This window comes from Lentzea tibetensis (assembly GCF_007845675.1).
Classification (GTDB): domain Bacteria; phylum Actinomycetota; class Actinomycetes; order Mycobacteriales; family Pseudonocardiaceae; genus Lentzea; species Lentzea tibetensis.
The window spans coordinates 144228-169296 of sequence record NZ_VOBR01000010.1; the positions used below are offsets into that span (position 1 = coordinate 144228).

Consider the following 25069-nt stretch of genomic DNA (forward strand, 5'->3'; position numbering starts at 1 on the left):
AATCGGCCGGTCTCGGTACGTTGTCGGCATGGTGCTGGGGCACGTGCTGAACGTGGTGAGCGGTCTGCTGTTCGTCGGCACCGGCGTGGTCAGCAGGCGCGCGCAGCCGGGCAACCCGACCGGCGTGCTGATGGCGCTGGCAGGCGTGAGCTGGATGCTGAACTTCTGGCTGGACGACAACGGGTTCCTGCTGACCCTCCCGCAGAAGGCCTGGGCGCCGATGCTCGGGCACCTGGTCGTCGCGTTCCCGACGGGCAAGCTGCGCACCCCGGCGCGGCGCGTGGTGGTCGCCACGGCCTACGCCGAGATGCTCGTGCTGGTCGTCGCGCACCAGACCTCGTGGGGCCGGCCGGTGGTCGACGCCGAACCGCTGATGACGGCCGTTGTGGGCGCGTGCATGCTCGTGCTGCTGGTGCGGCAGTGGACGTGCAGCAGCCCGGCGCAGCGCCGCACGCTCACCGCGATGGGCGTCGCGTCCGTGGTGGCGGTGCTGGTGTTCACGGCGTGGGAGCCTGCGTACCGCGCGGGGATGGAGCCGCCGTACTTCGCGCTGGTGCTGTCGATGAGCGGCATCCCGATCGCCCACCTCGCCGGTCTGGTGCGCAGGCGGATGGACCGCGGTGCCGTCGCCGACCTGGTCGTGCGGCTCAGCGCGGCACACCACCGGGCGAGCGTGCGCGACGCGCTGGCCACGGCGTTGCACGACCCCGGCCTGCGGGTCGGCTACTGGCTGGCCGAGCAGCAGCGGTACGTCGAGGCCGACGGCAACCCCATGACGCACGACCCGGACTCCGTGCTGACGCAGGTCAACCGCGGCGACAAGCGGGTCGCCCTGCTCGCGCACGACCCCGTGCTGCTCGACAACCCGGAGCTGGTCGACGCGGCCTGCGCGACCGTCGCGCTCACGCTGGACAACGAGCGCCTCACCGCCGAGCTGCGCGCTCAGCTGCGGCAGCTCGCCGAGTCGCGCGACCGGGTGCTGCGCGCCGCGGAGACCGAGCGGCGGCGCATCGAGCGCGACCTGCACGACGGCGTGCAGCAACGACTCCTGTCCGTCGCCATGACGCTGGGCCTCGCCGAGGCGACGCCGCCCGACAAGTCGCAGCGGCTGACGTCCGAGGCCAAGACCACGGTGCTGGCGACCATCGACGAGCTCCGCGCGCTGTGCCACGGCATCCACCCGCCGGTGCTGACCGAGCGCGGCCTGCACGGCGCGGTGCGCGAGCTGACCGCCGTCACCACGGGGGTCGACCTGACGATCGCGCTGACCGATCCGCTGCCGCCCCAGGTGGAGACGACCGCGTACTACGTCGTCGCCGAAGCGCTGGCCAACGTGGTCAAACACGCCGCCGCGACGCGCACCGAGATCGCGATCGCCAGCCGAGCTGGCACCCTGGTGGTGCGCGTCGACGACGACGGGCGCGGCGGCGCGGACGCCGCACGGGGGTCAGGGCTGCGCGGTCTCACCGACCGCGTGGAGGCGAGCGGGGGAACTTTGCACGTCACGAGCGAACCGGGCCGCGGCACGAGCCTGCGCGCGGAGCTGCCGTGCGGGTAGTCATCGCGGAGGACTCGACGTTGCTGCGCGAGGGCCTCACCAGGCTGCTCGCCGAGGCGGGCTTCGAGGTCGAGGCGGCGGTGGAGGACGCGGACGGGCTGCTCGACGCCGTGGAGCAGACCGCGCCGGACGTGGCGCTGGTCGACATCCGGCTGCCGCCGACGCACACGGACGAGGGCCTGCGCGCGGCGATCGAGCTGCGCACGGACCACCCGAACACCGGGGTGCTGGTGCTGTCGCAGTACGTCCGGGTCAGCTACGTCGCCGAGCTGCTCGACACGGGCGCGGACGGCGTCGGTTACCTGCTCAAGGACCGGGTGTCGGACCTGGTGGAGTTCGCGGCGGCCATCCGGCGGGTCGGGGCGGGCGGGTCCGCGTTCGACCCGACGGTGATCAGCCAGCTGCTGGTGCGGCAGCGGCAGAACGACGACCAGCTGACCGAACGGGAACGCGCGGTGCTCGCGCTGATGGCCGAGGGCCGCACGAACCAGGCCATCGCGCAGCGGCTGACGATCGCCGAGCGCACGGTCGAGAAGCACTGCACGAACATCTTCACGAAGCTCGACCTGTCCGCGAGCCCGCACGACCACCGGCGGGTGCTCGCGGTCCTCCGGTATCTCAACGGGTAACTAAAGATGGTGCGGTTAACCGCACCTCCTTCATGAGGCCAGCACGCTGGTGTGACGCGGCCGGTGATCGTCACGCTGGGATCATGCTGCAACAGGGCCGGACGAGGGCCGGTACCAAAGCGGACGTGATCACGGTGGTGCTGGGGACCTGGTTCTCGGTGGGGCTGTTCCTCGACGCCTGGGCGCACTCAAACCTGACCGAGCTGGAGTCGTTCTTCACGCCGTGGCACGCGGTCTTCTACTCGGGCTTCTCGGCGACCGCCGCGTGGATCTGCTGGCTCGTCTACCGCAACTACCAGCAGGGCAGACGCGGGCTGAACGCCGTGCCGGTCGGGTACGGGCCCGCCGTGCTGGCACTGCCGGTGTTCGCGGTGATGGGCGTGCTGGACTACACGTGGCACTCGATCCTGGGCATCGAGACCGACATCGAGATCCTGTTCAGCCCCACGCACCTCGGGCTCGCCGCGGCGATGATCGTCATCATGGCGACGCCGCTGCGCACCGCGTGGCTGGACACCTCGCGCGACAAGCCGTCGTTCCCCGCCTTGCTGTCACTGGGTTTCTGCGCGTCGCTGGTGCTGTTGTTCCTCCAGTACGCGGACGCGACGGTCTACCCGGCCGAGGCGATCGTCGAGCGGTTCTCGTACGAGCAGGGCAAGTCGACGGGCATCGTCGGCAAGCTCACCGCGTCGATCTTCGTCACGAACCTGGTCATGCTGGCGCCGCTGCTGTTCGCCGCGCGCCGCTGGACGCTGCCGTTCGGCACCGCGACGACGGTGCAGGTCATCGTGGCCGGGCTGAGCGCGTCGATCACCGCGTTCTCCAACCTGGGGATCGCCGCCGCGCTGGTCCTGTCCGGTGTCGCGACCGACCTGCTGCTGGTCAAGCTGCGGCCGTCCGAGCAGCGGGTCGTGCAGTACCGGCTGTTCGGGTTCCTCATGCCGCTGATCACGTGGCTGTTCTACTTCGGCGGCGCGATCGTGCTGACGGGCAGGTTCCCGACCGTCACCGAGACGTGGACCGGCGTGCCGCTCGTCGCGGCGCTCAGCGGCCTGCTGCTCGCGGTGCTGTTCGTGCCGAAGCCGGTGCCGGTCCGGCTGTGAGGGTGCTGCTGCTGGTGCTGGGTCTCCTGCTCGTCGGCACGCCGGTCGCGCACGCGCACGCGGGCGGGCTGACGCCGCAGAACCACCTCAGCGCGGTGACGTCCGTCGACCCACCGCTCTCGGGCGTCCAGGTGCGGATGATCAACCACGGCACGCAGCTCGAGGTCCGCAACGACGGCTCGGCACCGCTGGTGATCGCCGGCCGCACGGTGCGCCCCGGCGAGACGGCGCGGTTTCGCGACGACCGCACCACCGCCGACACCTGGCAGATCCCGCTGGGCGAGTCGGTGGTCCGGGGCACCACCACCAGGTATGACGCCCCGAACGCGCTGATGTGGTTGCTGATCACCGTGGCGGTGGCCGCTCTCGGCGTGTTCCTCGGCCGCGGACTCGCCTGGCTGGCCGTGGCCACGGTGCTGGTGACGGCCGCGAACGTGGCGCACGCGCTCGGTTCCACGATGGTGGTGACCGGCGGATCGTTCCTGCCGCTGTTCGTCGGCGCCAGCGGCGTCGGGCTGGTGTGCTGGCCGCTCGCCGTGCTGTGCGCGGGCGCGGCGGTCGCGCGCAAACCCGCGACGGCGTTCGTCGCGGCGACCGTGGGGGCGATGCTCGTCGTGGCGAGCATCCCGGACTTCGACAGCTTCCGGTTCGCGCAGCTGCCGTTCGCGGGCAGCGCGGACCTCGACCGGGCGCTGGTCGCGATCACGCTGGGCGGCGGGCTCGCGCTGGCGGTGGGGGGATTTTCGTGGATGAGAAGGGAAACCGCGGCATGATCCGGTGGCTGCTGCTCGTGCTGATGCTGGCCGGGTGTTCCGCCGCACCCACCGCAGAGACCGGTCCGGTGGTGCTGAACCTCTCCGTGGACAACTCGTCGCCGCAGCGCACCTCCGTGAGTCGCGGCCAGCAGGTGGAGATCACGGTGACCAGCACCAAGGACGCCGAGGTGCACGTGCACGGGTTCGACGTGCTGGCCACGGCATCGGCCGGCAAGCCGGCGTCGCTGAAGTTCGTGGCGGACCGCACGGGCACGTTCGAGGTCGAGGCGCACCCGGACACCCTGCTGGCGCAGCTGGTGGTGCGGTGATCCTCGCCCACGGCGTGGGTGAGCGGCACGACCTGCCGCTGCCGCTCGACCTGGTGCTGCAGGGCGCCGCGATCGCGTTGCTCGCGTCGTTCCTCGGGCTCGGTCTGCTGTGGACGAGGCCGCGCTTCACGCCGTCGCCGGACGAGGAGGGCCGCGACTGGTGGCCGGTGCGGCTGCTCGTGCTGGTGGGACTGCTGTTCGTGCCCTCGTGGCCGCACCTGGTCTTCGTCCTGCTGTGGGTGGGCGTGGCGTTCGCGTCGATGCTGCTCGGGCCGGTGTGGCGGGTGCTGAACCCGTTGCGCTTCGCGGCCCGCTTCTCACTCGGGCACGCCTACCCGCCGCGGCTCGGGCACTGGCCGGCCGCCTTGTCTCTCCTCGCTTTCACCTGGGTCGAGCTGGTGTCGCCGCACGCGCTGCCGTGGTTCCTCGTGGCGTACGCGGTGGTCAACGTCGCCGGTGGTGTCGTGTTCGGGCCGACGTGGTTCGCGCGTGCGGACGGGTTCGAGGTGTACTCGACCCTGCTCGGTCGCCTGTCCCCCTTGCACGGCAACCCGTTCCGGCGGTTGATGAGCACGCCCGTGCGGCCCGGTCTGGTCGCGGTGATCGCGGTGTGCCTCGGGTCGACGGCGTTCGACAGCATCGGCTCGACGCCGACGTGGGCGCGCTGGGGGCTGCCGGACGCGCTGGGCCTGGTGGTCGCGATCGCCGTGGTGGCGGGAAGTTACCTGCTGTGCACGCGGTTGCTCGGCGGGCCGCTGGCGCACTCGTTGATCCCGATCATCGCGGGGTACGTGGTCGCGCACTACTACTCGTTGCTCGTGATCGAGGGGCAGCGGGTGTTCGACCAGAGCGTTCGCGCTGACGAAACCCTTGCCGCGCCGGTGATCGTGGCGACCGTGCAGGTGGTCGCGGTGCTCACCGGGCACCTCGTGGCGGTGGTGTCCGCGCACGACCGGACGCTCGCGTTGCTGCCGAAGCAGCGGCACCTGACGGGTCAGGTGCCGCTGCTGCTGTTGATGGTCGGCTACACAGCGGGCGGGCTGGCCCTGCTATTCGCAGGTTAGCCGGGCGTCACCCCACACCGCGTTGTCGAGGCTCGTGCCGTCACCGCCGTCGGACACCTTGAGCGTCAACGACTTCACGCCGGTGACGTCCGCGGTGATCGGCAGCGCCTGGTCGGTCGACTTCAGCACCGCGCTCTGGTAGAGCACCCGGCCGTCGCCGATGACCGAGAAGACCACGGTTCCACCGGCGAACGCGCGGTCCACGCGGCCGTCGACCTCGTCGTCCACGCCGACCGTGGCGTTGAACGCCTTGCAGGTGCCCAAGGCCACGGTCACCTCGGCGGGCGTGGTGCCGATGCCCTTGCCGAACCGCACGCCACCGGTGGTGAGCGTCCGGCCCTCGACCGAGCGGTCGTTGCCCGCGACGTAGGACTGCCCGGCGGGCAACGGCTTCCACACGTGCGTGCGGGTCGCCTTCTCCGCCTCGAACGTGCCGCGCCCGTGCAGGAACGGCTTGTACTTCGCGACCGCGGGCACGTCCGTCAGCCCGACGACCGGGTTCGCGCCGACGGTGACCGTCCACTTGCCACTGATCGACTCACCGGGTGCGACGCGGAAGGCGCGCACCGGTGCGGACCGCAGGTTCCAGCCGTCCGGGAGGCGCGGCGCGAACGTCACCTCGTAGAGCGGCTGGGTGGAGGTGTTGGTGAACGTGCTGCCGATCTCGAAGGACTGGCCGGGCTGCACGGACACCTGCGCGGGCGTGGTGACCACGGTGGTCGGCGGCACGCCGTAGGTCGGCTCCGCGCACGTCGTGCGGCCGGGCCGCCACCGGCACGCGAGCGCCGCGAACCCGCCGTCCTTGGCGACCGGGATCGACAGCTTCTCCGACGTCACGTGGTCTTCCTTGACGAGCGCGCCGGTGCCGTCGCGGACGACCTCGACGAGCCACTTGCCGTTGCCGAGCGCGGGCAGGTCGAGCGTGCGCGCGTCACCGGACACCGCGCCGCCGACGAACCAGCGGTCGCCGCTGCGCCGCGCCATGACGATGCTCTCGGTCGGGCGACCGGAGAGCAGCCGCGTCTCGTCCCACGCGGTCGGCGTCTGCTCCAGGAACCAGCGCACCAGCGGACGCGCGTCGTAGGAGTCGGGCCGTCCGGCGAGGTTCTGGATGCCGGACTCGAACAGCACGGACAGCGCCAGCTCGCCGCCGTCGGTGTTGCTGCGGTTGGTGCGGTGGAACGCGCCGGGCGTGTAGTCCATGCCGCCGACCACGTTGCGGGTGAACGGCAGCGCGGTCAGGTGCGACGTCGTGACGCCGGTCGACTTCTCCGCGCCGTGCACGGCCTCAGTGGTCATGACGTGCGGCCACGTGCGGTGGATGCCGTGCGGCAGCGTCGCGCCGTGGAAGTTGATCAGGAAGTGCATCTTCGCGGTCTCGGGCAGGATCTCGTCGTACCAGCGGTAGCGCTCCTGGCCGTCGGAGTCCATGAAGTCGATCTTCAGGCCCTGCACGCCCCACTTCTCCAGGTACGGCAGGTAGTCCTTGCGCTTGTCCGGCGTGTCGACGCTGCTGAACCGCACCCACGTGTGGATGCCGACCCCGCGTGCGGCGGCGTACTGCACCAGCTCGGGGATCCAGCTGGTCTGCCGCCAGTTCGGGTCGTCGTACCACCCGGCGTCGACCACCACGTACGGCCAGCCGCGCGCCGCCGCGTAGTCGACGAACTCCTTCTGCCGCACGAGGTCCTGCTGCGCGCCGCGGCCACCGGCGATCCACGTCCACACGGCCGGGCCGGGCTTGATCCACGACGTGTCGCGGATGCGCGACGGCGGCGCCAGGTCGTCGACCAGCGTCGACTCGGTGACGGTCGCGAGGCTGCCGACGATCATCGTGCGCCACGGCGTCTTGAGCGCACCGCTGACGAGCACCTTCTCGTCCCACAGCTTCATCTGGAACTTGCCGGCGCCGGTGTGCACCAGGTGCCCGCCGGAGTAGCGGCCGTCCACATCGGACTCGCTGACGAACAGGTACGTCCCGCCGACGTCGAACAGCGCCGGGTGCATGTACTCGGCCTGCTCCGCGGTGCCCGCGGTCATCTGGATGAACGGGTTCTCGTAGTCGCGCCGGAACTTGGCGAGCCACGCGGTCGCGGTCGCGGGGACGTGGAACGCCGACGCCTCGCCGAGCACCGCGCCGGTGTCCTGCGGCAGCTCGTACCGGTACGCGACACCGTCGCGGGACGTGCGCACGACGAGGTCGAGCCGCGCTCCCCCGGCACCCACGTACTCGTAGGTCGTCTCGGTCGCGTCTACGAACCTGTTCCGCTTCTTGCCGACCGTCGTCTCGTAGCGCTCGAGCACCTTGCGCTGACTGCGTCCGACCGGCTTCAGGTTCTTCGAAAGGTCCGATCGTTCGGTGATGATTCCGACGGGCGACGGGTCCAGCACCGTTTTCCCGCCGACCGTCACCGACAGCGCCACGGTGCCCGTGGCGCTGTCGTTCGTGACTACCGCTTTAGGCCCGTTGAACTGCGCCGATGCTGGTGGCACGACTATCAGCCCTGCCACCAGTGCGCACAGGGTCACGGTTCTCACCGCCACGGACACTCCCCTCGTGATCCGGGGCGGCGGTCACCGGAGACATCCAATGAATCGGACCGTATGCCGGGGCTTTCGACCGAGTCAAGGGATGAAACAACCCTGAACGCTCAGCGCCTGCCGACGACCACCCTCACCGACGACGCGCCGCCCGCGAGCAGGGCGATCGAGCCGTGGCCGGTGGACGAGGCGTGCTGGTTGTTGCCCGCGAAGCTCGCGGTGTAACCCTGCAACAGCGTGCCGAGCCCGACCAGCAGCGGCACGTCCGCGTCGCACTTGGCGACACCGGTCGCATCCGTGTTGGCGCTGCACAGCTTGCCGCCCTTGACCGTGGTGAACGTGACCTTCTGGCCGGCGACCGGCGCACCGGTCTTGGTCTCGGTCAGCTTGGCGTTCAGGCCGCGAACGGTGAACCCGAGCAGGCGGATGGTGAGCACCGCGTTCCCGGCGACGAGCTTCGTCGGCGCGGGCGGGACGAACTGGATCGCCACACCCACCGGGTTCACACCGACCGGAACCGTGGCGGTGACCGCGAGCGCGGCCGTGTCGATCACGGAAGCGGTGCCGCTGTTGAAGTTCGTGACGTAGGCCTTCGCGCCGTCCGGGGTGAAGGCCACGCTGATCGGACGGTCGCCGACACCGACCGTGCCCGCCACCGAGGCGGACGCCAGGTCGATCACGCTGACGTTGCCCGAGTTGCTGTTGGTCACGTAGGCGCGCGCGCCGTTCGGCGACACCGCGACGCCGTGCGGCGTGATGCCGACGCCGACCGTGCCGACCACCGCGTTCGTCGCCGTGCTGACGATCGACACGTTGTTCGACAGCTTGTTCACGACCAGCAGCTTCGAGCCGTCCGGTGTGACGTCGACGGCCGTCGGCGTGTTGCCGACCGCGATGGTCGTGGCGACCGTGTTCGTCGTCGTGTCGAGCACGGTCACCGTGCCGGACGGCGACGACTGGTCGTGCGCGATGTAGGCGAACAGCCCGTTGGGCGTGAGGGTCACGCCGTCCGGGTTCGGACCGACCGGGATCGTCGCCGTGACCGCCATGGTCGCGACGTCCACCACGGACACCGAGCCGCCGTCGTAGTTGGTGACGTAGACGTGCCCGCCGTCCGGAGCGACCGCGACACCAGCGGGACGGGGCCCGACGGGGATCGAGGTCTGCACCGAGTTGGTCGGCGTGTCGATGACTGTGAGCGTGTTGTCACGGATGTTCGTGACGTAGCCGCGGCGGCCGTCGAACGCCACGTCCACCATGTACGGAGAACTGCCTCCGCTGTCCGTGACGGTCTCGGTCACCGTGTTGGTCGCGGTGTCGATGACGGACACGCCGCCACCGTTGTTCGCGACGTAGCCGAGTACTCGTCCAGCGGGAGCGGCGGAGGCCGGAGCCACCACCATTGCCGCTGTGACGGCCGCAACCGTCACAAGTGGACGCAACCGCATGTGCTTGCCTCCTGGGCGCGCGGGATCCCGACCTAGTCAGGGCATCGCGACCGCAGCCGGTTCCGTTAGCCGATTCCCGAATAAGCGGCCTGCGCACAACCCGCGGTGATACGGCTCTGTCTCCGCGTAACCGCAGTAGGTTGACGAGCGCGGGACGACCGCACTAGAAGTGACCTGGATCACACAAGTGCAACACGGTCGCCACGGCGAGCCAATGAGGTGCGTGATGTTCGCCGAGCTGTTCGACGACCACGCGGGCCAGCTGCGCGGCTACCTCGCGCGGCGGGTCGGCGCGCACGTCGCCGACGACCTCGTCAGCGAGACGTTCCTGACCGCGATGCGCGTGCACGAGAGCTACGACGCCGAACGCGGCAGCGTCGTCGGCTGGTTGTACGGCATCGCCACGAACCTGTTGCGCGGACACGTGAAACGCGAGCTGCGCCTGTTGCGGGCCGCCGAGCGCTACGGCATCGACATGGTCACCGCGGAGGCGCTGGAGACCGTCGTCGTGGCGCGGATCGACGCCCAGTCGCACCTGCGGAGGCTGGCCGGCGAGCTGGCGCGGCTCAGCGCGGACGACCGCGACCTGTTGCTGCTGACCGCACTCGCGGGCCTCAGCACGCACGACGCCGCCATCGCGATCGGCATGAACCCGGCCACCGCGCGGTCACGACTGCACCGCCTGCGCCAGAAGCTGAAGGGAGCACAGGTCGATGCGTGACGACCTCGACATCGAGATCGCCGAGCTCTACCCGCAGCGCCCCGGCGACGACGCCGCGCTGGCGGCACTGCGCGAGAAGCTGTTCGCCCCGCGGAAGCGCCGCCGCGACTGGACGGGCGCCGTCGCGGCCGCGGCCGTCGTCGTGCTCATCACCGGCATCGCGGTCTTCTTCCGCCTGCCGGACCACGTGCTGCCGCTGGCCCCCGCGCCGTCGCTCACCGAGGCGGCGGACCGGCTGGACGCGATCCCGGAACCGTCCGGCCCCTACCGCCACGTGACCAGGCGGGTCTGGACGGGGCGCACCGTGGAGCTGGGTGCCAACCGCTGGTACACCTACGCCGAGGAGTTCCTGGTCGAGTACTGGGTGCCCGCCGCGGCCGGCCAGCAGGTCGGGTTCAGCAACCGGGCGACGGGCGGAGTCCGCTGGATCGGCGGCACCGAGCCGGAGTCCGTGCTGGCGAACCGCCCGGCTCCCGAGCTGCCACCGGACCTGCGCGGGTACTGCCCGCTCACGCCCTGCGAGATGCCCGCCGTGACCGCGGAAGAGCTCGAGAACGCGCGGAACAACCCCGCCAGGCCGCACGAGGTCTTCGACGGCGCGTGGAGCCGGCTCGACTACCCGTTCACGACCAACAAGGAGCAGGCCAAGGTCTACCGCCTGCTCGCGCTCGTGCCCGCGGCGCGCTACACCGGTGAGTGGATCGAGCTGGACTCGGTGCTGGACGGCGGCAGGCTGAGGCTGAAGGTGGATCCGGTGAGCGGCCGGTTCCTCGGCTACGAACGACTCGTGCCGACCCCGTCCCGGCTGCCGTCGGACACCGTGCTGGACTCGGTCGAGATCACCGTCGAGGCGGCCGACAAGATGCCATCCGGCTGATGCCATGAGGGGAGCTTTCATGGCGGTCAGCGCTTGCAAAGCTCCCCTCATGGCACGCCAGTTGCCCGGCCAACGTTGCGTGCCGAGCTCCTAACGCGGGTCGTAGGCGCGCGGCAGGTACCAGGCGAGCGCGGCGCGCAGCTCGTGCGTGTCGCGGTCACGCCGCCGCCGGGACCGTTCGTGCGCCACGGGGTAGAGGCGCACACCGCCGTGGTGCGAGCGGAAGAACCGGCGGCGCACCGGTTCCTTCAGCCACACCACGAGCCACGGGCGGCGCCGGTGCGGCACGACGCGGACGCGCGCCAGCTCGTACCACCAGTACTGCTTGAACACGCCAGCCCGCGTGACCGCGATGCCCTCGCGGCTCACCTCGAGCGTCATCTTGCGGCGCACCGCGATGCTGAAGAACCGCGCCGCCCTGATCATCAGCACGACGAACGCGGCGATCGCGAGCAGCTGCGTCGCGCCGTTGGCGCCGGCCGCCGGGTCCGCGATGGCGGCGGCGAGCAGCGCGACGGCCATGTTGAGCGCGCCCCACGTCGCGGGCACGATCCGCGACGTCGCGAACTTCGCACCCGGTGGCGTGGACGCCTCGGGCGCCTTGACCGACGGCACCTTCACCAGCGACTTGGTCGGCGGCTTCACGAGTGCCTTGGTCGGCGGCTTCACCGCGGGCGCCGTCGCCGGCGCCTTGACCGTCAGCAGCTGCGTGATCTCGGCCGGATCGGGACGGCGCACCGGGTCGCGGTGCAGGCAGCGGGTCACCAGCGGGCGCAGCGACGCGGGCACCTCGCCGAGCTCAGGCGCGCTGTGCACCGCGCGGTACAGCAGCGTCGAGGTCGGGCCCTCGCCGAACGGCCCGTTGCCGCTGGCCGCGTAGACGAGCACCGCGCCGAGCGAGAACACGTCGGAGGCCGGGCCGACCTCCTGGCCGGTGATCTGCTCCGGTGACAGGAATCCGGGCGTGCCGAACACCATGCCGGTCTCGGTGAGCGCGGTGTGCTCCAGCGCGCGCGAGATGCCGAAGTCGATCACCCGCGGCCCGTCCGGCGCGAGCAGGACGTTGGACGGCTTGAGGTCGCGGTGCACGAGCCCGGCGCGGTGGATCGCCGACAGCGCCTCCGCGAGGCCCTCGGCGAGCCTGCGCACGTGGTGCTCGGGCAGCGGGCCGTGCGACTCGACGGCCTCCTGCAGGTTCGGGCCGGGCACGTACTGGGTGGCCATCCACGGCCGGGCGGCCCGCGTGTCGAAGTCGACGACGGCGGCGGTCGCGCCGCCACCGACAGCCCGCGCCATCTCCACCTCGCGGCGGAAGCGCTCGCGGAACCGGGGGTCGTCAGCCAGCTCGGCCCGAGCCACCTTGACGGCGACCTGACGCCCGTCCCGGCCCTGTCCGAGGTAGACCGTCCCCATGGCACCACGACCGAGCCTGCTGACGAGCAGGTAGTCGCCGACGTGCTGGGGCTGCTCCACCTTCACCAGTTCGAGGGTAGCGGGCGAGTGTCTGCGTAGTTCTACGTATCTTTGACAGTCATGGTTCGTTCCCGGCTCTACCGCGACGGCGCGCTCGTCGAATCCGACTTCCCGATCACACGCCTCGCGGAGCTGGTGAAGTCACCCGAGAACATCATCTGGTTCGACCTCTGCGCACCGGAGAAACACGAGATCGAGCTGGTGCGCGACGAGCTGGGGCTGCACGAGCTCGCCATCGAGGACGCCTTCCAGGAGCACCAGCGGCCCAAGCTCGACCGGTACCCGTCGCACCTCTTCCTGACCGCCTACGCGGTCGAGTACGACGAGACGATGGTCACGACGGAGATCGACGCGTTCATCACCGATCAGGTGCTTCTGACCGTGCGCCAGAGCGACTCCTTCGACGTCAGCACGCTGACGGCCCGCTGGGACCGTGCGTCCGATCTGGTGAACAACGGCGTCGGCTTCCTGCTGCACGGCCTGCTCGACGCGGTCGTGGACGGGCACTACGCGACGGCGCAGCAGCTCGACGACGAGATCGAGGCGCTCGAGGACGAGATCTTCGACGAGCGCCCGAACCTGGGCCGCAAGGCGTTGCGGCTGCGCCGGGCGCTGGCCGAGCTGCGAAAGGTCGCGCTGCCGATGCGCGAGGTGCTCGGCTCGCTCATGACCACGGGGAACGGACTGGTCAGCGACGAGCTGATGCCGTACTACCACGACGTCAAGGACCACGCGCTGTTCACGTTCGAGCTGACCGAGTCGATGCGCGAGCTGGTCACGAACCTGCGCGAGGCGCAGCTCAACGTGCAGGGCAACCGGCTCAACCTGATCATGAAGAAGGTGACGAGCTGGGCGGCGATCATCGCCGTGCCGACCGCGGTGAGCGGCTACTACGGCATGAACGTCCCGTACCCCGGCTTCGAACAGCCGTGGGGGGTCTGGATGTCGACGGTCGGCATCGTGGTTCTGTCCGTTTACCTCTACGCGATGTTCAAAAGGCGTGATTGGCTGTGAACATGATCCACGTCTCGAACGGTCTCGCGGTCATCACCATCTCGGCCCCGCCGCTGAACCTGTACACCCCGGAGCTGGACGCCCAGTTCCACGCCGCGCTGTCGCAGCTGGGCGACGCGCGGGCGCTGCTGATCCGCGCCGACGGCAAGGTCGTCAGCGGCGGTGTCGACGTGTCGGTCTTCGCGGCCCAGTCCTCGCGCACCGAGGCCAAGGCGCTGTTCGACCGGATGCTGCTGCTGCCGCAGCGGATCGCCGCGCTGGAGATCCCGACCGTCTTCGCCGCGCACGCGCTGTGCCTGACCTGGGCGTTCGAGATCGCGGTCGCGTGCGACATCCTGCTCGCCGCGCGGCGCGCGTCGTTCGGGCTCGTGGAGAAGGTCGTCGGCCTGACCCCGACCATGGGCGGCACCCAGCGCCTGGCCGCTCGCGCCGGCGTCGGCCGGGCCAAGGAGTTCGTGATGACCGGCGGCCGCTACGACGCCGAGACGCTGGAGCGGTGGAACGTCGTCAACCGCGTCCTGCCCGACGAGGGCTTCGACGACGCGGCCCGCTCGTTCGCCCAGGAGCTGGCCTCCGGGCCGACGCGGGCGCACGCCGCGACGAAGAAGGTGCTGGCGCACTTCGAGTCCGGTGGCGTCGCGGCGGCCGACGAGCACGTCACGTCCATCGCGGCCGACCTCTACGACACCGAGGACCTGCCCAACGCCGTCCGGTCGTTCCTGGCCGACGGACCGGGCAAGGCGAGGTTCAGCGGTCGCTGATCTCGCGGTACTGCAACCACCGGTTGCTGAGCCGGTCCCAGATGCCCTGGTACTCGTCGAACACCTCGCGGATCCGCCGGGCGTCCAGCTCGTCCGGCGGCACCGACGCGAGGTAGTACTCGAGCTCGTCGTGCAGGCGGTAGAAGCGGTAGGCGGCCTCCTCCATCAACACCCACAGCGAGCGCCACGCGAAGAACGGCTCCAGCGCGCCCACCACGGTCGCGATGGCGACGAGCGAGAACGCCGTGCCGGTCCACGGGTTCAGGTTCTGCAGGCCGAGGATGATCGTGGACGCCGCGGTCATCACGAGCACCGACACCCGCACGGCCACGGACTTCCAGCGAAAGCGCTGCTTGCGCACCTTCGCGTAGCCGTTGGCGTCCTCGATGCGGGTCAGCACCAGCTTCGCCAGTTCCAACGGGGTCAGGCCGGTCGGAAGATCGCTCACGCGGCGTAGGTTAGCCACACGTAGAGGGTCGGCTGGAGCCGATTCCACTCATCCGCGTCAGCTTGGGACACCCGGACGAACCCCGCTCCGGCGTAGCACCGCAACGCGCGTGCGTTGTCCGGGTGCACTCGCATGAAGATGCTCGGGTGATGCGCCAGCGCCTGCTCGACGAGCCTGGCGACCAGCTCGCGGCCGACACCGCGGCCGCGTGCATGCGGAGCGACGATCAGCCGGGCCAGCTCCACCTCGTCGTCGTCGACCCAGACCTCGCCGTAGCCGACGAGCTCGTCCGCGTAGAGCCCGAAACCCGCCCACCCGGTGATCTCCTCGGCCGAGACCGAGGAGGCCGAACACCACAGCCGGGTCTCCTCGGCTGAGCTGGGCCAGCTCGCGACCACGGCGGCGTCCGCCGGGTCGAGAGACCTCAGCTCGCCGCGCCCTGCCACTCGCGGGTGTCCACTCCAGTAGACGTTCGCATGGGGACAACGTTAACACTCAGCGTCAAGCACGATGGACGCTGAGTGGACGATTCTCAGTGGACGCGCATGGCCCTGTCCAACTCGATCAAGTAGCGCATCTCGGCGTGCATGGTCGACTGCGACGCCTTCAGCTCCGGCAGCAGGTCGTGGCCGACGCCGCTGTGCCGCTGCGGTGCCCCGTCCAGCGCGTCGCGGCGGGTGACCTCCAGCCAGTGCGCGACCGGGTGCGGGGTGTCGCGCGCCTGCTGCAGCAGCTCGGGCCACGCCCACGTGTCGTGCAGGTAGAACGCGCTGTCGCGGATCTCCACGACGCGCCGGTGCAGCCGTTCCCACGAGCGGCCGAACGTCAGCAGGTCCCGCCGCCGCGACGGCGGCGGCTCCAGCGCCAGCTCCCCCGTCGCGTCCCGCAGGCGCCGCCACAGGCCGTACAGGCGGACGCGGCGGTAGTAGTAGAGCGCTGCCTGCCGGACCGGTTCCAGCGCGGCGATCGAGCACCCCAGCGGCACCAGGATGAACCGGGCCGTGCCGAGCTGGAACGCCACGTCCAGCAGCCACTGCGGGATGCCGGGCACGAGCCGCTGCCACGTGCGGATGAGCATGAACGGCACCTGTGTGGCGTGGCCGACGGCGACCATGAGCAGGCCCGCGTACAACGTCCTGCCGGTGATCCGCGGCAGCTGCCGGAACAGCAGGTAGGACGCGGCGCCGGCCGCGACCACCATGTACACCAGCGCGAGCAGCGCGTAGACGGTGAAGGCGGTGAAGCCGACCGGCGGCTTGAAGCGTTCGGCGGCCGGCGTCAGCGCGAACGTCACGCACATGCCGGCGGCGGTCGCGACGGCCGCGCCGATGCGGAGCCTCCAGCGGCGCACACCGACCAGGTACGCGACGAACTCCAGCACCACCGCGGCGTTGAGGATGCCGGACAGGCCCTGCACGAGGTTGTTGAACTGCGGGATCCCGGTGGCCTCGTTGACGAACCTGCCGAACCACGACTGGATCGTGATCGAGCCCAGCGCGAACACCGCGAGCACCAGCCACAGCCTGCGCTGCCTGCGGTCGCGCAGCATCGCGGGCGTGCGCAGCACCAGCACGGTCCAGACGACGGTCAGGATGACCGTCCGGGAGATCTCCTCGAACATCAGACGGCGCCGAACACCTCGCTGGCCCTGCGTTCGACCTCGTCCATGGGCCGTCGCAGGCCGACGGTCCTGAGCACCCTGGAGGCGAACAGCTCGGCCACCTCCTCCTGCCGGGTGTCGAACCGGTTGCGCGCCGCGTTCTCCACGAGATCCTCGAAGGTGAACGCCCGCACGGTGTTGTGCCGCGCCAGCATGTGGCAGATCTCGTGCAGCACCACGTGGTCGCGGTGGTAGCCGGTGACCCCGGAGCGGTGCAGCACGTGGTCGCGGTCGCCGTCGTCGTACCAGAGCCCGAACGGCAGCGCGGGCAGGTCGATCGGGTGCAGCAGCAACGGCCGTCCGCGCTGCTCGGAGAGCCGTTCGCACAGCACGCCCACGTCCCACGGGTCGGGCAGCGCGGGCAGCAGCGCAACCAGTTCCTCGATCACGCCGTCCGCATCACGCCAGCCCACGGCCCGCTCCAGTCCGCCCGAGTCAGGGCAGCGTCGAGTCATTCCAGGCCCCCCAGCGTAGCGATCTCACTGACCGCGCGTGACGATCTCGATCGCCTGCTTGATCGCGGCGACCTGTTTGTCGTCCAACGTGGCGAACCGCGCGGCGAGCGCCCTGACGGTGTCGTCCGACTCCTCTTCCGGCAGGAACGCGGTGATCGGCTTGCCGAAGAACCTGGCCAGCAGCGTTCTCGTGCGGTCGGTGAGGTTGTCCGCCTCCCCGGCGAGGATGTTGTGGATGTGCCCGTGCGAGATCGTCTCGCCGTCGCAAGCTGCCTTGATGTCGGCGGAGATCCGCCGCACGCCGGGGACCTTGCCCCCGTACCTCTCGTTCAGGAAACCCCGGATAGTGGCACCGAGCCACGCACCGGGATGATCGTCCGTCTTGGCCACGTGCCACCCCCGAGTGACGTCCATCAGCCATCCACTGTACTGGACAGGACCATGCCTCTCACGCTGTTGGCGGTACACGCCCACCCCGACGACGAGTCCACGTCGACCGGCGGCATCCTCGCGCACTACGCCTCCCTAGGCGCCCGAATCGTGCTCGTGACCTGCACGAACGGCGAGCTGGGCGACGCTCCGTCCGGCGCGAAGCCGTTCACTCCGGGCCACGACCCGCAGGCCGTCGCGCGACACCGCCTCGGCGAACTGCAGGCGGCCTGCCGGGTGCTGGGGATCACCGACGTCGAGCGCCTCGGCTACCACGACTCGGGCATCCCGGCCTGGGAGAAGCCGGCGGACGCGTTCATCGACGTACCCGTCTCCGTGGTCGCGGACCGGGTGGCCGCGCTGATCGAGCACTACGAACCGCAGGTCGTCGTCACCTACGACTACGAGAACCCACTGCAGCACCGCGACCACGTGCACGCCGCACAGGTCGCCGCAGCGGCGTTCGACCAGGCCGGGGTCGCGCAGAAGCTGTACCTGAAAGCACACGGCACGACGTACTGGGACCGCCTGATCGCTGTAGCCGCGTCGGTAGGCATCCACCGCGACAAGCCGTCCGGCGCCGTGCTGGACGAGGTCGACCGCCGCATCACCACGACGATCGACGCGCGGCACGTCGTGGAGCGCAAGTACGCCGCTCTGCACTCGCACGCGTCACAGCTCGCGTCGTCGCTCGCGGGCAAGCTGCCGCCTGCCGAGTTCGCTGTGGCGTTCGGCGTCGAGGACTACGTCCGGGCACGGGACACCACCGGCGCCCCGCTGCCCGAGACAGACCTGTTCGCAGGCTGCGCCTGAACGAGGGGCTCCAGGGGAGCACAGAGTTCGCACGCGGCACGCGGCACGCGGCACCCGGCACGCGCGTGGCGGGCACGACGGCACAGGCAGGCACCAAGAGAGCACCGACCCAACCGGCAGGTACCAAGAGAGCCCAGCGAAAACCGGCAGGTGCCAAAAGAAGAGAGCGCCCGCCGCACTAGCGACCCCCGCACTGCCAAACGGGCGCGGCCCCACAACAAAACCGGCAGCCAAATGAACAGGACAAACTTTCCCGGAGGGCAGGGGGTGGGGAGGGTCTCGCTGATCAGGCGCAGCCTTGCCACATCGACAATGCCTTGTCAAGGCAGCTTTTCCGCCTTGACAAGGCATTGTCGATGTGGCGACCGTGAGGTGATCAGCGAGCCCCTCCCCACTCCCCCACCGAAAGAACCCAAGCAGGGCTCAGTGACTACGCCCCAGCGCACTGACGGTGAACCCAGCCCGCCGCACCACGTCGGGGTCGAGCAGATTGCGCAAGTCGACGACGACGGGCTTGCGCACCACGGAAGCAAGCCGCGCCCAGTCGAGCGTCCGGAACTCAGGCCACTCGGTGAGCACAACGAGCGCGTCAACGTCCTTGGCAGCGACATACGGATCGTCGGACAACGACACCTTGCCCACATCGTGCCCGTCGGACAACGCAGGGTCGTACCCCACGAGCTCGGCACCGGCCTGATGCAACAGCGTCGCCACGGCCAACGCAGGCGAGTCACGCAGATCGTCGGTACCGGCCTTGAACGTCAGCCCGAGCAACCCGAGCCGCACATGCGACAACGACCCACCACGCTTACCGGTGACAGCCATGCGAACCTTCTCGACCATCCGCTGCCGCTGCCGCTCGTTGGTGTCGATCGTGGCACGCAACAGCCGGAACTCGAAGTCCGCGGCGTCCGCGACCTGGAGCATGGCGTGGGTGTCCTTCGGCAGGCACGACCCGCCCCAGCCGGGCCCCGGCGTGAGGAACGCCTGCCCGATGCGGCGGTCGTAGCCCATGCCCTCGGTGACGTCGGAGATGTTGGCGCCCAGGCGTTCGCACAGCTCGGCGACCGCGTTGACGTACGACAGCTTCATCGCGAGGAAGCAGTTCGCCGCGTACTTCACCATCTCGGCCGATGCCGCGTCGGTGAGCACGGTCGGCGCGCCGAGCCGGGCGTACAACGCCGCCACGCGCTCGGCGGCGTCCTGCTGGTCGCAGCCGACGACGATGCGGTCCGGGTTGAGGAAGTCCGACACCGCGGTGCCCTCGCGCAGGAACTCGGGGTTCGAGACCACCGCGACGTCGGAGCGGTTCAGCAGCTCGGACGTCCGCACGGACGTGCCGACCGGCACGGTGGACTTGTTCACGATCACGCAACCGGCGGGCAGCAAGTCCCGGCATTCGTCCACAACGGACTCGACTGCCGAGAGGTCCGCGATGCCGCCGACGCCCATCGGCGTTGGCACGCAGAGGAAGACGACCTCCGCATCGGTCACCGCCGACGAAGCACCGAGCACGAACGAGAGCCTGCCGGAGGCGATGCCCTCGGCGACCAGCTCCGCGAGGCCGGGCTCCAGGATGTCGACCTCACCGGCGGTCAACCGCCGCACCTTCGCCTCGTCGACGTCGGCGCACACCACGCGGTGCCCGAGCGACGCGAGGCACGCGCCCGTGGTGAGACCGACGTAGCCGGTCCCGATCACTGCGATCCGTCTGACGAACACCAGCGTCACTCTCCCGTTCGATCGGCCGCGAACGCGCGGAGCACCGCGTCGTCGCCGATGTCGATCACCTTGTTGCCCCACTGGTCCTCGCCGCCGGAGAGGTCCGGCCGAGGCGCGGGCTCGTTGGACACGAACCCGGTCAGCCCGTCGAAGACGGAGAGGTAGTTGGCCGCCTGCGGACGCCAGTCCAGCTCGGCCTCACAGCGGCGGCGGCCGGCGGAGCCGAGCCGCGCCCGGCGCTCCGCGTCGTCCAGCAGGTCGAGCAGAGCCGTGGTGAACCCCTCGACGTCACCCGGCTCCACGTACACCGCGCAGTCACCGGCGGACACGACCGTCTCGGTGAGGCGGTACGACACCACCGGCAGCGCGTACGCCATGTACTCCATGGTCTTGTTCATCGTGGAGACGTCGTTCAACGGGCTCAACGGATCCGGCCCGAGACCGGCCGACGCCGTCGACAGGTAACGGGTGATCTGCTCCGGCCCGACGCGTCCGGTGAACTCCACGTACTCGTCCAGTCCCCACGAGGTGGACTGCTTCTTCAGGTCCTCGAGGCAGTCGCCGAACCCGAGCAGCGCGAACCGGACGTCGGTGCGGCCGCGGTCGAACACGATCCGGCGGGCCACCTCCAGCACTCCGTCGACGCCGTCCTGCGGGCCCATGATTCCCAAGTAGGCCACCAGGTGTTTGCCACCGCGTCGCAGGTCGTCCACCCGCTCGACGGGACGCATCACCGACGTGTCCGGGCCCGAGCGCACGACGCTCGTGTGCTCGACCGGCACTCCCCCGCGTTCCCACGCGATGCGCTGGTACGAGGTGTTCGTGGAGATGACCCGGTGCGCCGTGCGGAAGGTGCGGCGTTCCAGCCAGCGCAGGATCCGCAGCTGGAGCTTGCCCGCGAACCCGGTGGGCTCGCCGAAGCGGGACAGGAACACCTCGGGGTTGAGGTCGTGGTGGTCGAAGACGAACCGCACGCCACCCAGGCGCCACAGCAGCGCGAGCGCCCAGTAGGTGTCCGGCGGGTTGCACGCCTGGAGCACGTCGAACCGGCTGCGGCGGCGGACCTTCACGCTCAGCAACGCGGTGCGCACCCAGCAGTACAGGAACTCCCACGCGTACCCGAGCGCCCCTTCCGCCTGCGGCGGCGGAGCGTACTTGTAGATGTGCACTCCGTCGAGGTGCTGGTAGGCCGGATCTCCCGGCCCCTTCGGACAGATGACCGACACCTCGTAGCCGGCCGCGATCAGAGCGCGGCACTCCAGCCACACCCTGCGGTCCAACGGCACCGGGAGGTTCTGCACGACGATCAACACGTGCGGGGAATGCGTCACGCCTGTGTTCTCGCTCCAGAGGGCAAAACGGTTACATCCGTAACGGAGGTTCCGCTCCTCTCGATGTAGCGGGCACAAGCGCCGTCACAGCGAGGAGAAGCGGTGGAGCGGTCACCTGTCGCGGTGGTCATCGTCAGCTACCAGAGCGAACAGGTGATCGCGGAATGCCTGTGCTCGCTACCTGACGACGTCCGCGTCATCGTCGTGGACAACGCGTCCACGGACAGCACCGTGGCGGTCGCTCAGCGTGCACTCCCCCGTGCCGAGATCATCCGCAACCCGGTCAACTCCGGCTTCGCCGGTGGCGTCAACTTGGGCATCGAGGCGGCAGCGGGGCACGACGTGCTCGTGCTCAACGCCGACATCCGGTTGCACCCCGGAGCCGTGGAAGCACTGCGAGCTAACGAAAAGGACATCGTCGCGCCCCGTCTCGTCTCGCCGGAGGGCGAGCTTCACCACTCCCTGCGGCGCACGCCGACCATCCTCCGTTCGCTCGGCGAGGCCGTGCTCGGCGGTGGCCGGGCGGGCCGGATCGGTCTCGGTGAGACCGTTGTGGACCCGAAGAGCTACGAGCACGCGCACCAGGCCGAATGGGCGACCGGTGCGGCGTGGCTCATCTCACGTGCGTGCATCGAGCGATTGGGCCTTTTGGACGATCGCTACTTCCTGTACTCCGAGGAAACCGAGTTCATGCTGCGGGCAGGCGGCGTCTGGTACGAGCCCCGCGCGGTGGCGACGCACATCGGCGGCGAGGTGTCCACGTCACCGCGGCTGTGGTCGCTGCTCACCACGAACCGGGTCCGCCTGCACCGCGAGCGGCACGGCCGGTTCGCGGCGTTCTTCATGTGGCTGGCGGTGGTGCTGAACGAGGCGCTGCGGGCCCGTGATCCCAAGCACCGGAAGGCGTTGCGCGAGTTGTTCGGGATGGCGAAGTGGCCGGCGGAGACCTCCGGCGAAGGGCCGTCGTACCTGTGCTTCTCGGCGCAGGACTGGTGGTACCACAACCGGGCGCACTCGGACTTCCAGCTGCTGCGCCGGGTCGCGAAGCACCGGAAGGTGTTGCTGGTCAACAGCATCGGCCTGCGCATGCCGACGCCGGGCAAGAGCACCCAGTTCCTGCGCCGCATCCTGCGCAAGCTGCGCAGCGTCGCGATGCTGGTGCGCCGCCCGCTGCCGGACACGCCCGGATTCCACGTGATGACGCCGCTTCCGCTGCCGTTCTACGGAAAACCGTGGCTGCGCAAGCTGAACTCGGTGCTCGTGCGCGCCCAGGTCCGCGCGGTGTGCTTCTTCCTCCGCATGGGCACGCCCGTCGTGGTCGCCACGATTCCCACCGCGTGGGACGTCGTGGAACCCATGAAGCGCAAGGGTCTGCTGTTCAACCGCTCGGACCGGCACTCGGCGTTCCCCGAGGCGGACCAGTCCGCGATCAGGGCGCTGGAGGACTCGCTGCTGTCCAACTCGGACCACGTCCTCTACGTGAGCCGTGCGTTGCAAGAGGAAGAACAGCGCCTGACCGGTGAGCGGGCCTGCTTCATCGACCACGGCGTCGACCTCGAGCACTTCACCATGAGGACGGCGCTGCCCGCCGACCTCGCGAGCATTCCCGGTCCCCGCATCGGTTTCTTCGGCAGCCTCGACGACTACCTCGTCGACTTCGACCTGCTGGAACGGGTCGCGGCCGAGTTCCCCGACGCCTCGCTCGTGCTGATCGGCGACGCGACGTGCTCGATGGAGCGCTACGACAAGTTCTCGAACGTGCACTGGCTCGACTTCAAGTCCTACGAGGAGATCCCCGGCTACGGCTCGGGTTTCGACGTCGCGCTCATGCCGTGGCTCGACAACGACTGGATCAAGCACGCGAACCCGATCAAGATGAAGGAGTACCTCGCGCTCGGCCTCGCCGTGGTGAGCACGGACTTCCCCGAGGTGGAGCGGTACTCCGACGTGATCAGGGTCGCCGGTGACCACACCGCGTTCGTCGACCAGATCCGCCGCACGCTCGCCGACGGCGGCCTCAAGACCCCCGAAGAGCGGCGCACCGCCGTGCTGGCCGCGTCCTGGGATTCCCGAGCTCGCGAGCTGATGAAGCTCGCCGAGGAGAACTAGTCATGTGCGGAATCGCGGGAGTCAGACGGTTCGACGGCAGGGCCGTCGACCCGGAACTGCTGGCGGAGATGGCGAAGCGGCTGCACCACCGCGGCCCGGACGACAGCGGCATCTGGGCGCAGGGGCCGGTCGGCTTCGCGCACACCAGGTTGTCCATCATCGACCTCGCCGGGTCGCCGCAGCCGATGGTCGGCGCGAGCGGGCACACGCACATCGCGTTCAACGGCGAGATCCTGAACTACCGGCAGCTGCGCGAGCAGCTGGCGTACCCGTTCCGCACCAACGGCGACACCGAGGTGCTGCTGGCGCTGTACGAACAGCACGGCACGGCCGGGATCTCCAAGCCGCGCGGGCAGTTCGCCTACGCGCTGCACGACTCGACGACCGGTGAGACGCACCTGGTCCGCGACCGGCTCGGCATCCTGCCGCTGTACTACTACAGCGACGGCGACGTGTTCGCGTTCGCGTCCGAGATCAAGGCGCTGCTGCCGGTGATCGGCTCCCCCGAGGTGGACGCCGAGAGCCTGCACGACTACCTGGCGCACCGGTCGGTTCCGGCGCCGTACACGCTGCTGCGCGGCGTGCGGAAGGTCCCGCAGGGCCACCACCTCGTGGTGCGGCCGGACGGCTCGATCGCCATCAGCGCCTACTGGGAGCTGCCGCGCGAGCCCGAGATCCAGTCCGTCACGCCGCAGGAGGCCGTGCGACTCGTCGACGAGGCGCTGACGGCGTCCGTGCGCGACGCGCTGGTCGCGGACGTGCCGGTCGGCGCGTACCTCTCCGGCGGCGTCGACTCGTCGCTGATCACCGCGCTCGTGGCGAAGGAACGCGACGGCGCTCTCCTGCACACGTTCTCCGCGGGCTTCGGCGACGAGCGCGTGGACGAGCTGCCGTGGGCGCGCAAGGTCGCGTCGCTCGTCGGCAGCGAGCACCACGACGTGATCGTCACCGCCGACGACTTCCGCGACAGCTGGGCGAAGCTCAGCTGGCACCGCGACGCACCGCTGTCCGAACCGGCCGACGTGGCCGTGTTCCGGCTCGCCGAGCTGGCCCGCCGCGACGTGAAGGTCGTGCTGTCGGGCGAGGGCAGCGACGAGCTGTTCGGCGGTTACCCCAAGTACCGCTTCGCACTGCCCACGCGCTGGGGTGGCGTGCTGCCGAGCTCCTTGCTGCGCAAGGCGGAGAAGATGCTGCCGGCGTCCAAGGCACGGCTGGGCATCGCGATGCGGGCGATGGCCGAACCCGGCTACGCGGAACGGATGCGCGGCTGGTTCGCGCCGTTCACCGTGGCCGAGCGGGCCGCGCTGCTCGCTGGTCCCGCGACCCGGTCGGTGCTCGACCCGTACGTCAACGGCGGCGGGGACCCGTTGCGCCGCATGCTGTACGCGGACTCGCACACCTGGCTCGCGGACAACCTGCTCGAACGCGGCGACCGCATGTCGATGGCCGCGTCGCTGGAGCTGCGCCCGCCGTTCCTCGACCACCGCGTCGCCGAGCTCGCGTTCCGCCTGCCCAGCGACGTGAAGGTGCGCCGCGGCGTCACGAAGTGGGTGGTGAAGGAGGTCGCGCGCCAGCACCTGCCCGCCGACGTCGTCGACCGCCCCAAGTCCGGCTTCAAGGTGCCGCTCGACGCGTGGTTCCGCGACGGGCTGCGCGACATGGCGTTCGACCTGCTGACCGGCCCGTCCTCCTTCGTGGGCTCCGTTTTCGACGGCCCGGCTGTGCGCGCGCTGCTCGACGACCACTCGTCCGGCACCCGCAACGAGCAGCCGCGCCTGTGGACGTTGCTGTCGCTCGAGGTGTGGCACCGCGAGCTGGCGAGGCAGTAG

23 protein-coding genes are annotated in these 25069 nt (G+C 70.1%); 13 read left to right on the plus strand and 10 right to left on the minus strand.

Going from position 1 to position 25069, the window contains the following annotated elements; translation table 11 throughout:
• Positions 1-28 precede the first annotated feature (28 nt).
• The 6 genes from FKR81_RS17835 (at position 29) to FKR81_RS17860 (ending at position 5438) form a co-directional block, all read left to right on the plus strand.
• The gene (locus tag FKR81_RS17835; RefSeq protein WP_146353185.1) at positions 29-1558 is read left to right on the plus strand and encodes a sensor histidine kinase; all 1530 of its coding nucleotides are present in this window, start codon (positions 29-31) and stop codon (positions 1556-1558) included.
• Complete coding sequence (locus FKR81_RS17840; protein ID WP_146353186.1) at positions 1549-2187, plus strand: response regulator; 639 nt, start codon at positions 1549-1551, stop codon at positions 2185-2187. The genes FKR81_RS17835 and FKR81_RS17840 overlap by 10 nt, the downstream gene beginning before the upstream one ends.
• Positions 2188-2270: 83 nt before the next feature.
• Positions 2271-3290, plus strand: coding sequence for a hypothetical protein (locus FKR81_RS17845; RefSeq protein WP_146353187.1), 1020 nt, complete (start codon positions 2271-2273; stop codon positions 3288-3290).
• The gene (locus FKR81_RS17850; RefSeq protein WP_146353188.1) at positions 3287-4063 is read left to right on the plus strand and encodes a hypothetical protein; all 777 of its coding nucleotides are present in this window, start codon (positions 3287-3289) and stop codon (positions 4061-4063) included. Before FKR81_RS17845 ends, FKR81_RS17850 begins: the two co-directional genes overlap by 4 nt.
• Positions 4036-4374: a putative periplasmic lipoprotein gene (locus FKR81_RS17855; protein WP_146353189.1), complete on the plus strand. Its 339-nt coding sequence runs from the start codon at positions 4036-4038 to the stop codon at positions 4372-4374. The genes FKR81_RS17850 and FKR81_RS17855 overlap by 28 nt, the downstream gene beginning before the upstream one ends.
• Positions 4371-5438 carry a hypothetical protein gene (locus tag FKR81_RS17860; protein ID WP_146353190.1) on the plus strand — a complete coding sequence of 356 codons (1068 nt, stop codon included), beginning with the start codon at positions 4371-4373 and terminating at the stop codon, positions 5436-5438. Before FKR81_RS17855 ends, FKR81_RS17860 begins: the two co-directional genes overlap by 4 nt.
• Here the strand turns inward: FKR81_RS17860 and FKR81_RS17865 are convergent.
• Together FKR81_RS17865 and FKR81_RS17870 are read right to left on the minus strand one after the other, a co-directional pair.
• Positions 5424-7982, minus strand: a complete 2559-nt coding sequence (locus FKR81_RS17865; protein ID WP_222598305.1) for a glycoside hydrolase family 97 catalytic domain-containing protein — start codon at positions 7980-7982, stop codon at positions 5424-5426. The genes FKR81_RS17860 and FKR81_RS17865 overlap by 15 nt on opposite strands.
• A gap of 107 nt (positions 7983-8089) precedes the next feature.
• Positions 8090-9382 (minus strand): cytochrome D1 domain-containing protein, encoded by a 1293-nt coding sequence (locus FKR81_RS17870; RefSeq protein ID WP_407936529.1) that lies wholly within the window; start codon positions 9380-9382, stop codon positions 8090-8092.
• A 232-nt stretch (positions 9383-9614) separates the two neighbouring features.
• Here FKR81_RS17870 and FKR81_RS17875 point away from each other — a divergent pair, with 232 nt between their 5' ends.
• Both FKR81_RS17875 and FKR81_RS17880 read left to right on the plus strand, forming a co-directional pair.
• The gene (locus tag FKR81_RS17875; RefSeq protein ID WP_268891569.1) at positions 9615-10148 is read left to right on the plus strand and encodes an RNA polymerase sigma factor; all 534 of its coding nucleotides are present in this window, start codon (positions 9615-9617) and stop codon (positions 10146-10148) included.
• Positions 10141-11025: a hypothetical protein gene (locus tag FKR81_RS17880; protein ID WP_146353194.1), complete on the plus strand. Its 885-nt coding sequence runs from the start codon at positions 10141-10143 to the stop codon at positions 11023-11025. Before FKR81_RS17875 ends, FKR81_RS17880 begins: the two co-directional genes overlap by 8 nt.
• A 90-nt stretch (positions 11026-11115) precedes the next feature.
• On the opposite strand, the gene FKR81_RS17885 is transcribed toward FKR81_RS17880, so the two are convergent.
• Positions 11116-12504 (minus strand): serine/threonine-protein kinase, encoded by a 1389-nt coding sequence (locus FKR81_RS17885; protein WP_235921619.1) that lies wholly within the window; start codon positions 12502-12504, stop codon positions 11116-11118.
• A 54-nt stretch (positions 12505-12558) separates the two neighbouring features.
• Here FKR81_RS17885 and FKR81_RS17890 point away from each other — a divergent pair, with 54 nt between their 5' ends.
• Both FKR81_RS17890 and FKR81_RS17895 read left to right on the plus strand, forming a co-directional pair.
• Positions 12559-13512 (plus strand): magnesium transporter CorA family protein, encoded by a 954-nt coding sequence (locus FKR81_RS17890; protein WP_146353195.1) that lies wholly within the window; start codon positions 12559-12561, stop codon positions 13510-13512.
• A 2-nt stretch (positions 13513-13514) separates the two neighbouring features.
• Positions 13515-14273, plus strand: a complete 759-nt coding sequence (locus FKR81_RS17895; RefSeq protein ID WP_146353196.1) for an enoyl-CoA hydratase/isomerase family protein — start codon at positions 13515-13517, stop codon at positions 14271-14273.
• Here FKR81_RS17895 and FKR81_RS17900 read toward each other — a convergent pair.
• The 5 genes from FKR81_RS17900 to FKR81_RS17920 form a co-directional block, all read right to left on the minus strand.
• Positions 14260-14721, minus strand: a complete 462-nt coding sequence (locus FKR81_RS17900) for an SLATT domain-containing protein (RefSeq protein ID WP_235921620.1) — start codon at positions 14719-14721, stop codon at positions 14260-14262. The genes FKR81_RS17895 and FKR81_RS17900 overlap by 14 nt on opposite strands.
• Positions 14718-15167 carry a GNAT family N-acetyltransferase gene (locus FKR81_RS17905; RefSeq protein ID WP_146353198.1) on the minus strand — a complete coding sequence of 150 codons (450 nt, stop codon included), beginning with the start codon at positions 15165-15167 and terminating at the stop codon, positions 14718-14720. The genes FKR81_RS17900 and FKR81_RS17905 overlap by 4 nt, the downstream gene beginning before the upstream one ends.
• A gap of 86 nt (positions 15168-15253) precedes the next feature.
• Positions 15254-16342 carry an MAB_1171c family putative transporter gene (locus FKR81_RS17910; RefSeq protein WP_146353199.1) on the minus strand — a complete coding sequence of 363 codons (1089 nt, stop codon included), beginning with the start codon at positions 16340-16342 and terminating at the stop codon, positions 15254-15256.
• On the minus strand, positions 16342-16794 hold the full coding sequence (locus tag FKR81_RS17915) for an ImmA/IrrE family metallo-endopeptidase (RefSeq protein WP_222598306.1): 453 nt from the start codon (positions 16792-16794) through the stop codon (positions 16342-16344). Before FKR81_RS17915 ends, FKR81_RS17910 begins: the two co-directional genes overlap by 1 nt.
• A 66-nt stretch (positions 16795-16860) precedes the next feature.
• Positions 16861-17250, minus strand: a complete 390-nt coding sequence (locus FKR81_RS17920) for a hypothetical protein (protein WP_186763022.1) — start codon at positions 17248-17250, stop codon at positions 16861-16863.
• 27 nt (positions 17251-17277) lie between these two features.
• On the opposite strand from FKR81_RS17920, the gene FKR81_RS17925 reads away from it, so the two are divergent.
• Positions 17278-18078 carry a PIG-L family deacetylase gene (locus tag FKR81_RS17925; protein ID WP_186763023.1) on the plus strand — a complete coding sequence of 267 codons (801 nt, stop codon included), beginning with the start codon at positions 17278-17280 and terminating at the stop codon, positions 18076-18078.
• Between the two features lie 423 nt (positions 18079-18501).
• Here the strand turns inward: FKR81_RS17925 and FKR81_RS17930 are convergent, their stop codons facing one another.
• On the minus strand, positions 18502-19800 hold the full coding sequence (locus tag FKR81_RS17930; protein ID WP_146353202.1) for a UDP-glucose dehydrogenase family protein: 1299 nt from the start codon (positions 19798-19800) through the stop codon (positions 18502-18504).
• A gap of 5 nt (positions 19801-19805) precedes the next feature.
• Complete coding sequence (locus tag FKR81_RS17935; protein WP_146353203.1) at positions 19806-21131, minus strand: glycosyltransferase family 4 protein; 1326 nt, start codon at positions 21129-21131, stop codon at positions 19806-19808.
• A 102-nt stretch (positions 21132-21233) separates the two neighbouring features.
• Between FKR81_RS17935 and FKR81_RS17940 the strand changes: the two genes are divergently transcribed.
• Together FKR81_RS17940 and asnB are read left to right on the plus strand one after the other, a co-directional pair.
• Positions 21234-23240, plus strand: coding sequence for a glycosyltransferase (locus tag FKR81_RS17940; RefSeq protein WP_146353204.1), 2007 nt, complete (start codon positions 21234-21236; stop codon positions 23238-23240).
• Between the two features lie 2 nt (positions 23241-23242).
• Entirely contained in the window at positions 23243-25069 is a 1827-nt protein-coding gene (gene asnB / locus FKR81_RS17945) for an asparagine synthase (glutamine-hydrolyzing) (protein WP_146353205.1), read from the plus strand.

Bases quoted from the DNA above. Each gene is read 5' to 3' on its own strand.
- FKR81_RS17835 (WP_146353185.1), top strand. From the start codon at position 29: ATGGTGCTGGGGCACGTGCTGAACGTGGTGAGCGGTCTGCTGTTCGTC.
- FKR81_RS17845 (WP_146353187.1), top strand. From the start codon at position 2,271: ATGCTGCAACAGGGCCGGACGAGGGCCGGTACCAAAGCGGACGTGATC.
- FKR81_RS17870 (WP_407936529.1), bottom strand. From the start codon at position 9,382: ATGGTGGTGGCTCCGGCCTCCGCCGCTCCCGCTGGACGAGTACTCGGC.
- FKR81_RS17880 (WP_146353194.1), top strand. From the start codon at position 10,141: ATGCGTGACGACCTCGACATCGAGATCGCCGAGCTCTACCCGCAGCGC.
- FKR81_RS17890 (WP_146353195.1), top strand. From the start codon at position 12,559: ATGGTTCGTTCCCGGCTCTACCGCGACGGCGCGCTCGTCGAATCCGAC.
- FKR81_RS17895 (WP_146353196.1), top strand. From the start codon at position 13,515: ATGATCCACGTCTCGAACGGTCTCGCGGTCATCACCATCTCGGCCCCG.
- FKR81_RS17910 (WP_146353199.1), bottom strand. From the start codon at position 16,342: ATGTTCGAGGAGATCTCCCGGACGGTCATCCTGACCGTCGTCTGGACC.
- FKR81_RS17920 (WP_186763022.1), bottom strand. From the start codon at position 17,250: ATGGACGTCACTCGGGGGTGGCACGTGGCCAAGACGGACGATCATCCC.
- FKR81_RS17925 (WP_186763023.1), top strand. From the start codon at position 17,278: ATGCCTCTCACGCTGTTGGCGGTACACGCCCACCCCGACGACGAGTCC.
- asnB (WP_146353205.1), top strand. From the start codon at position 23,243: ATGTGCGGAATCGCGGGAGTCAGACGGTTCGACGGCAGGGCCGTCGAC.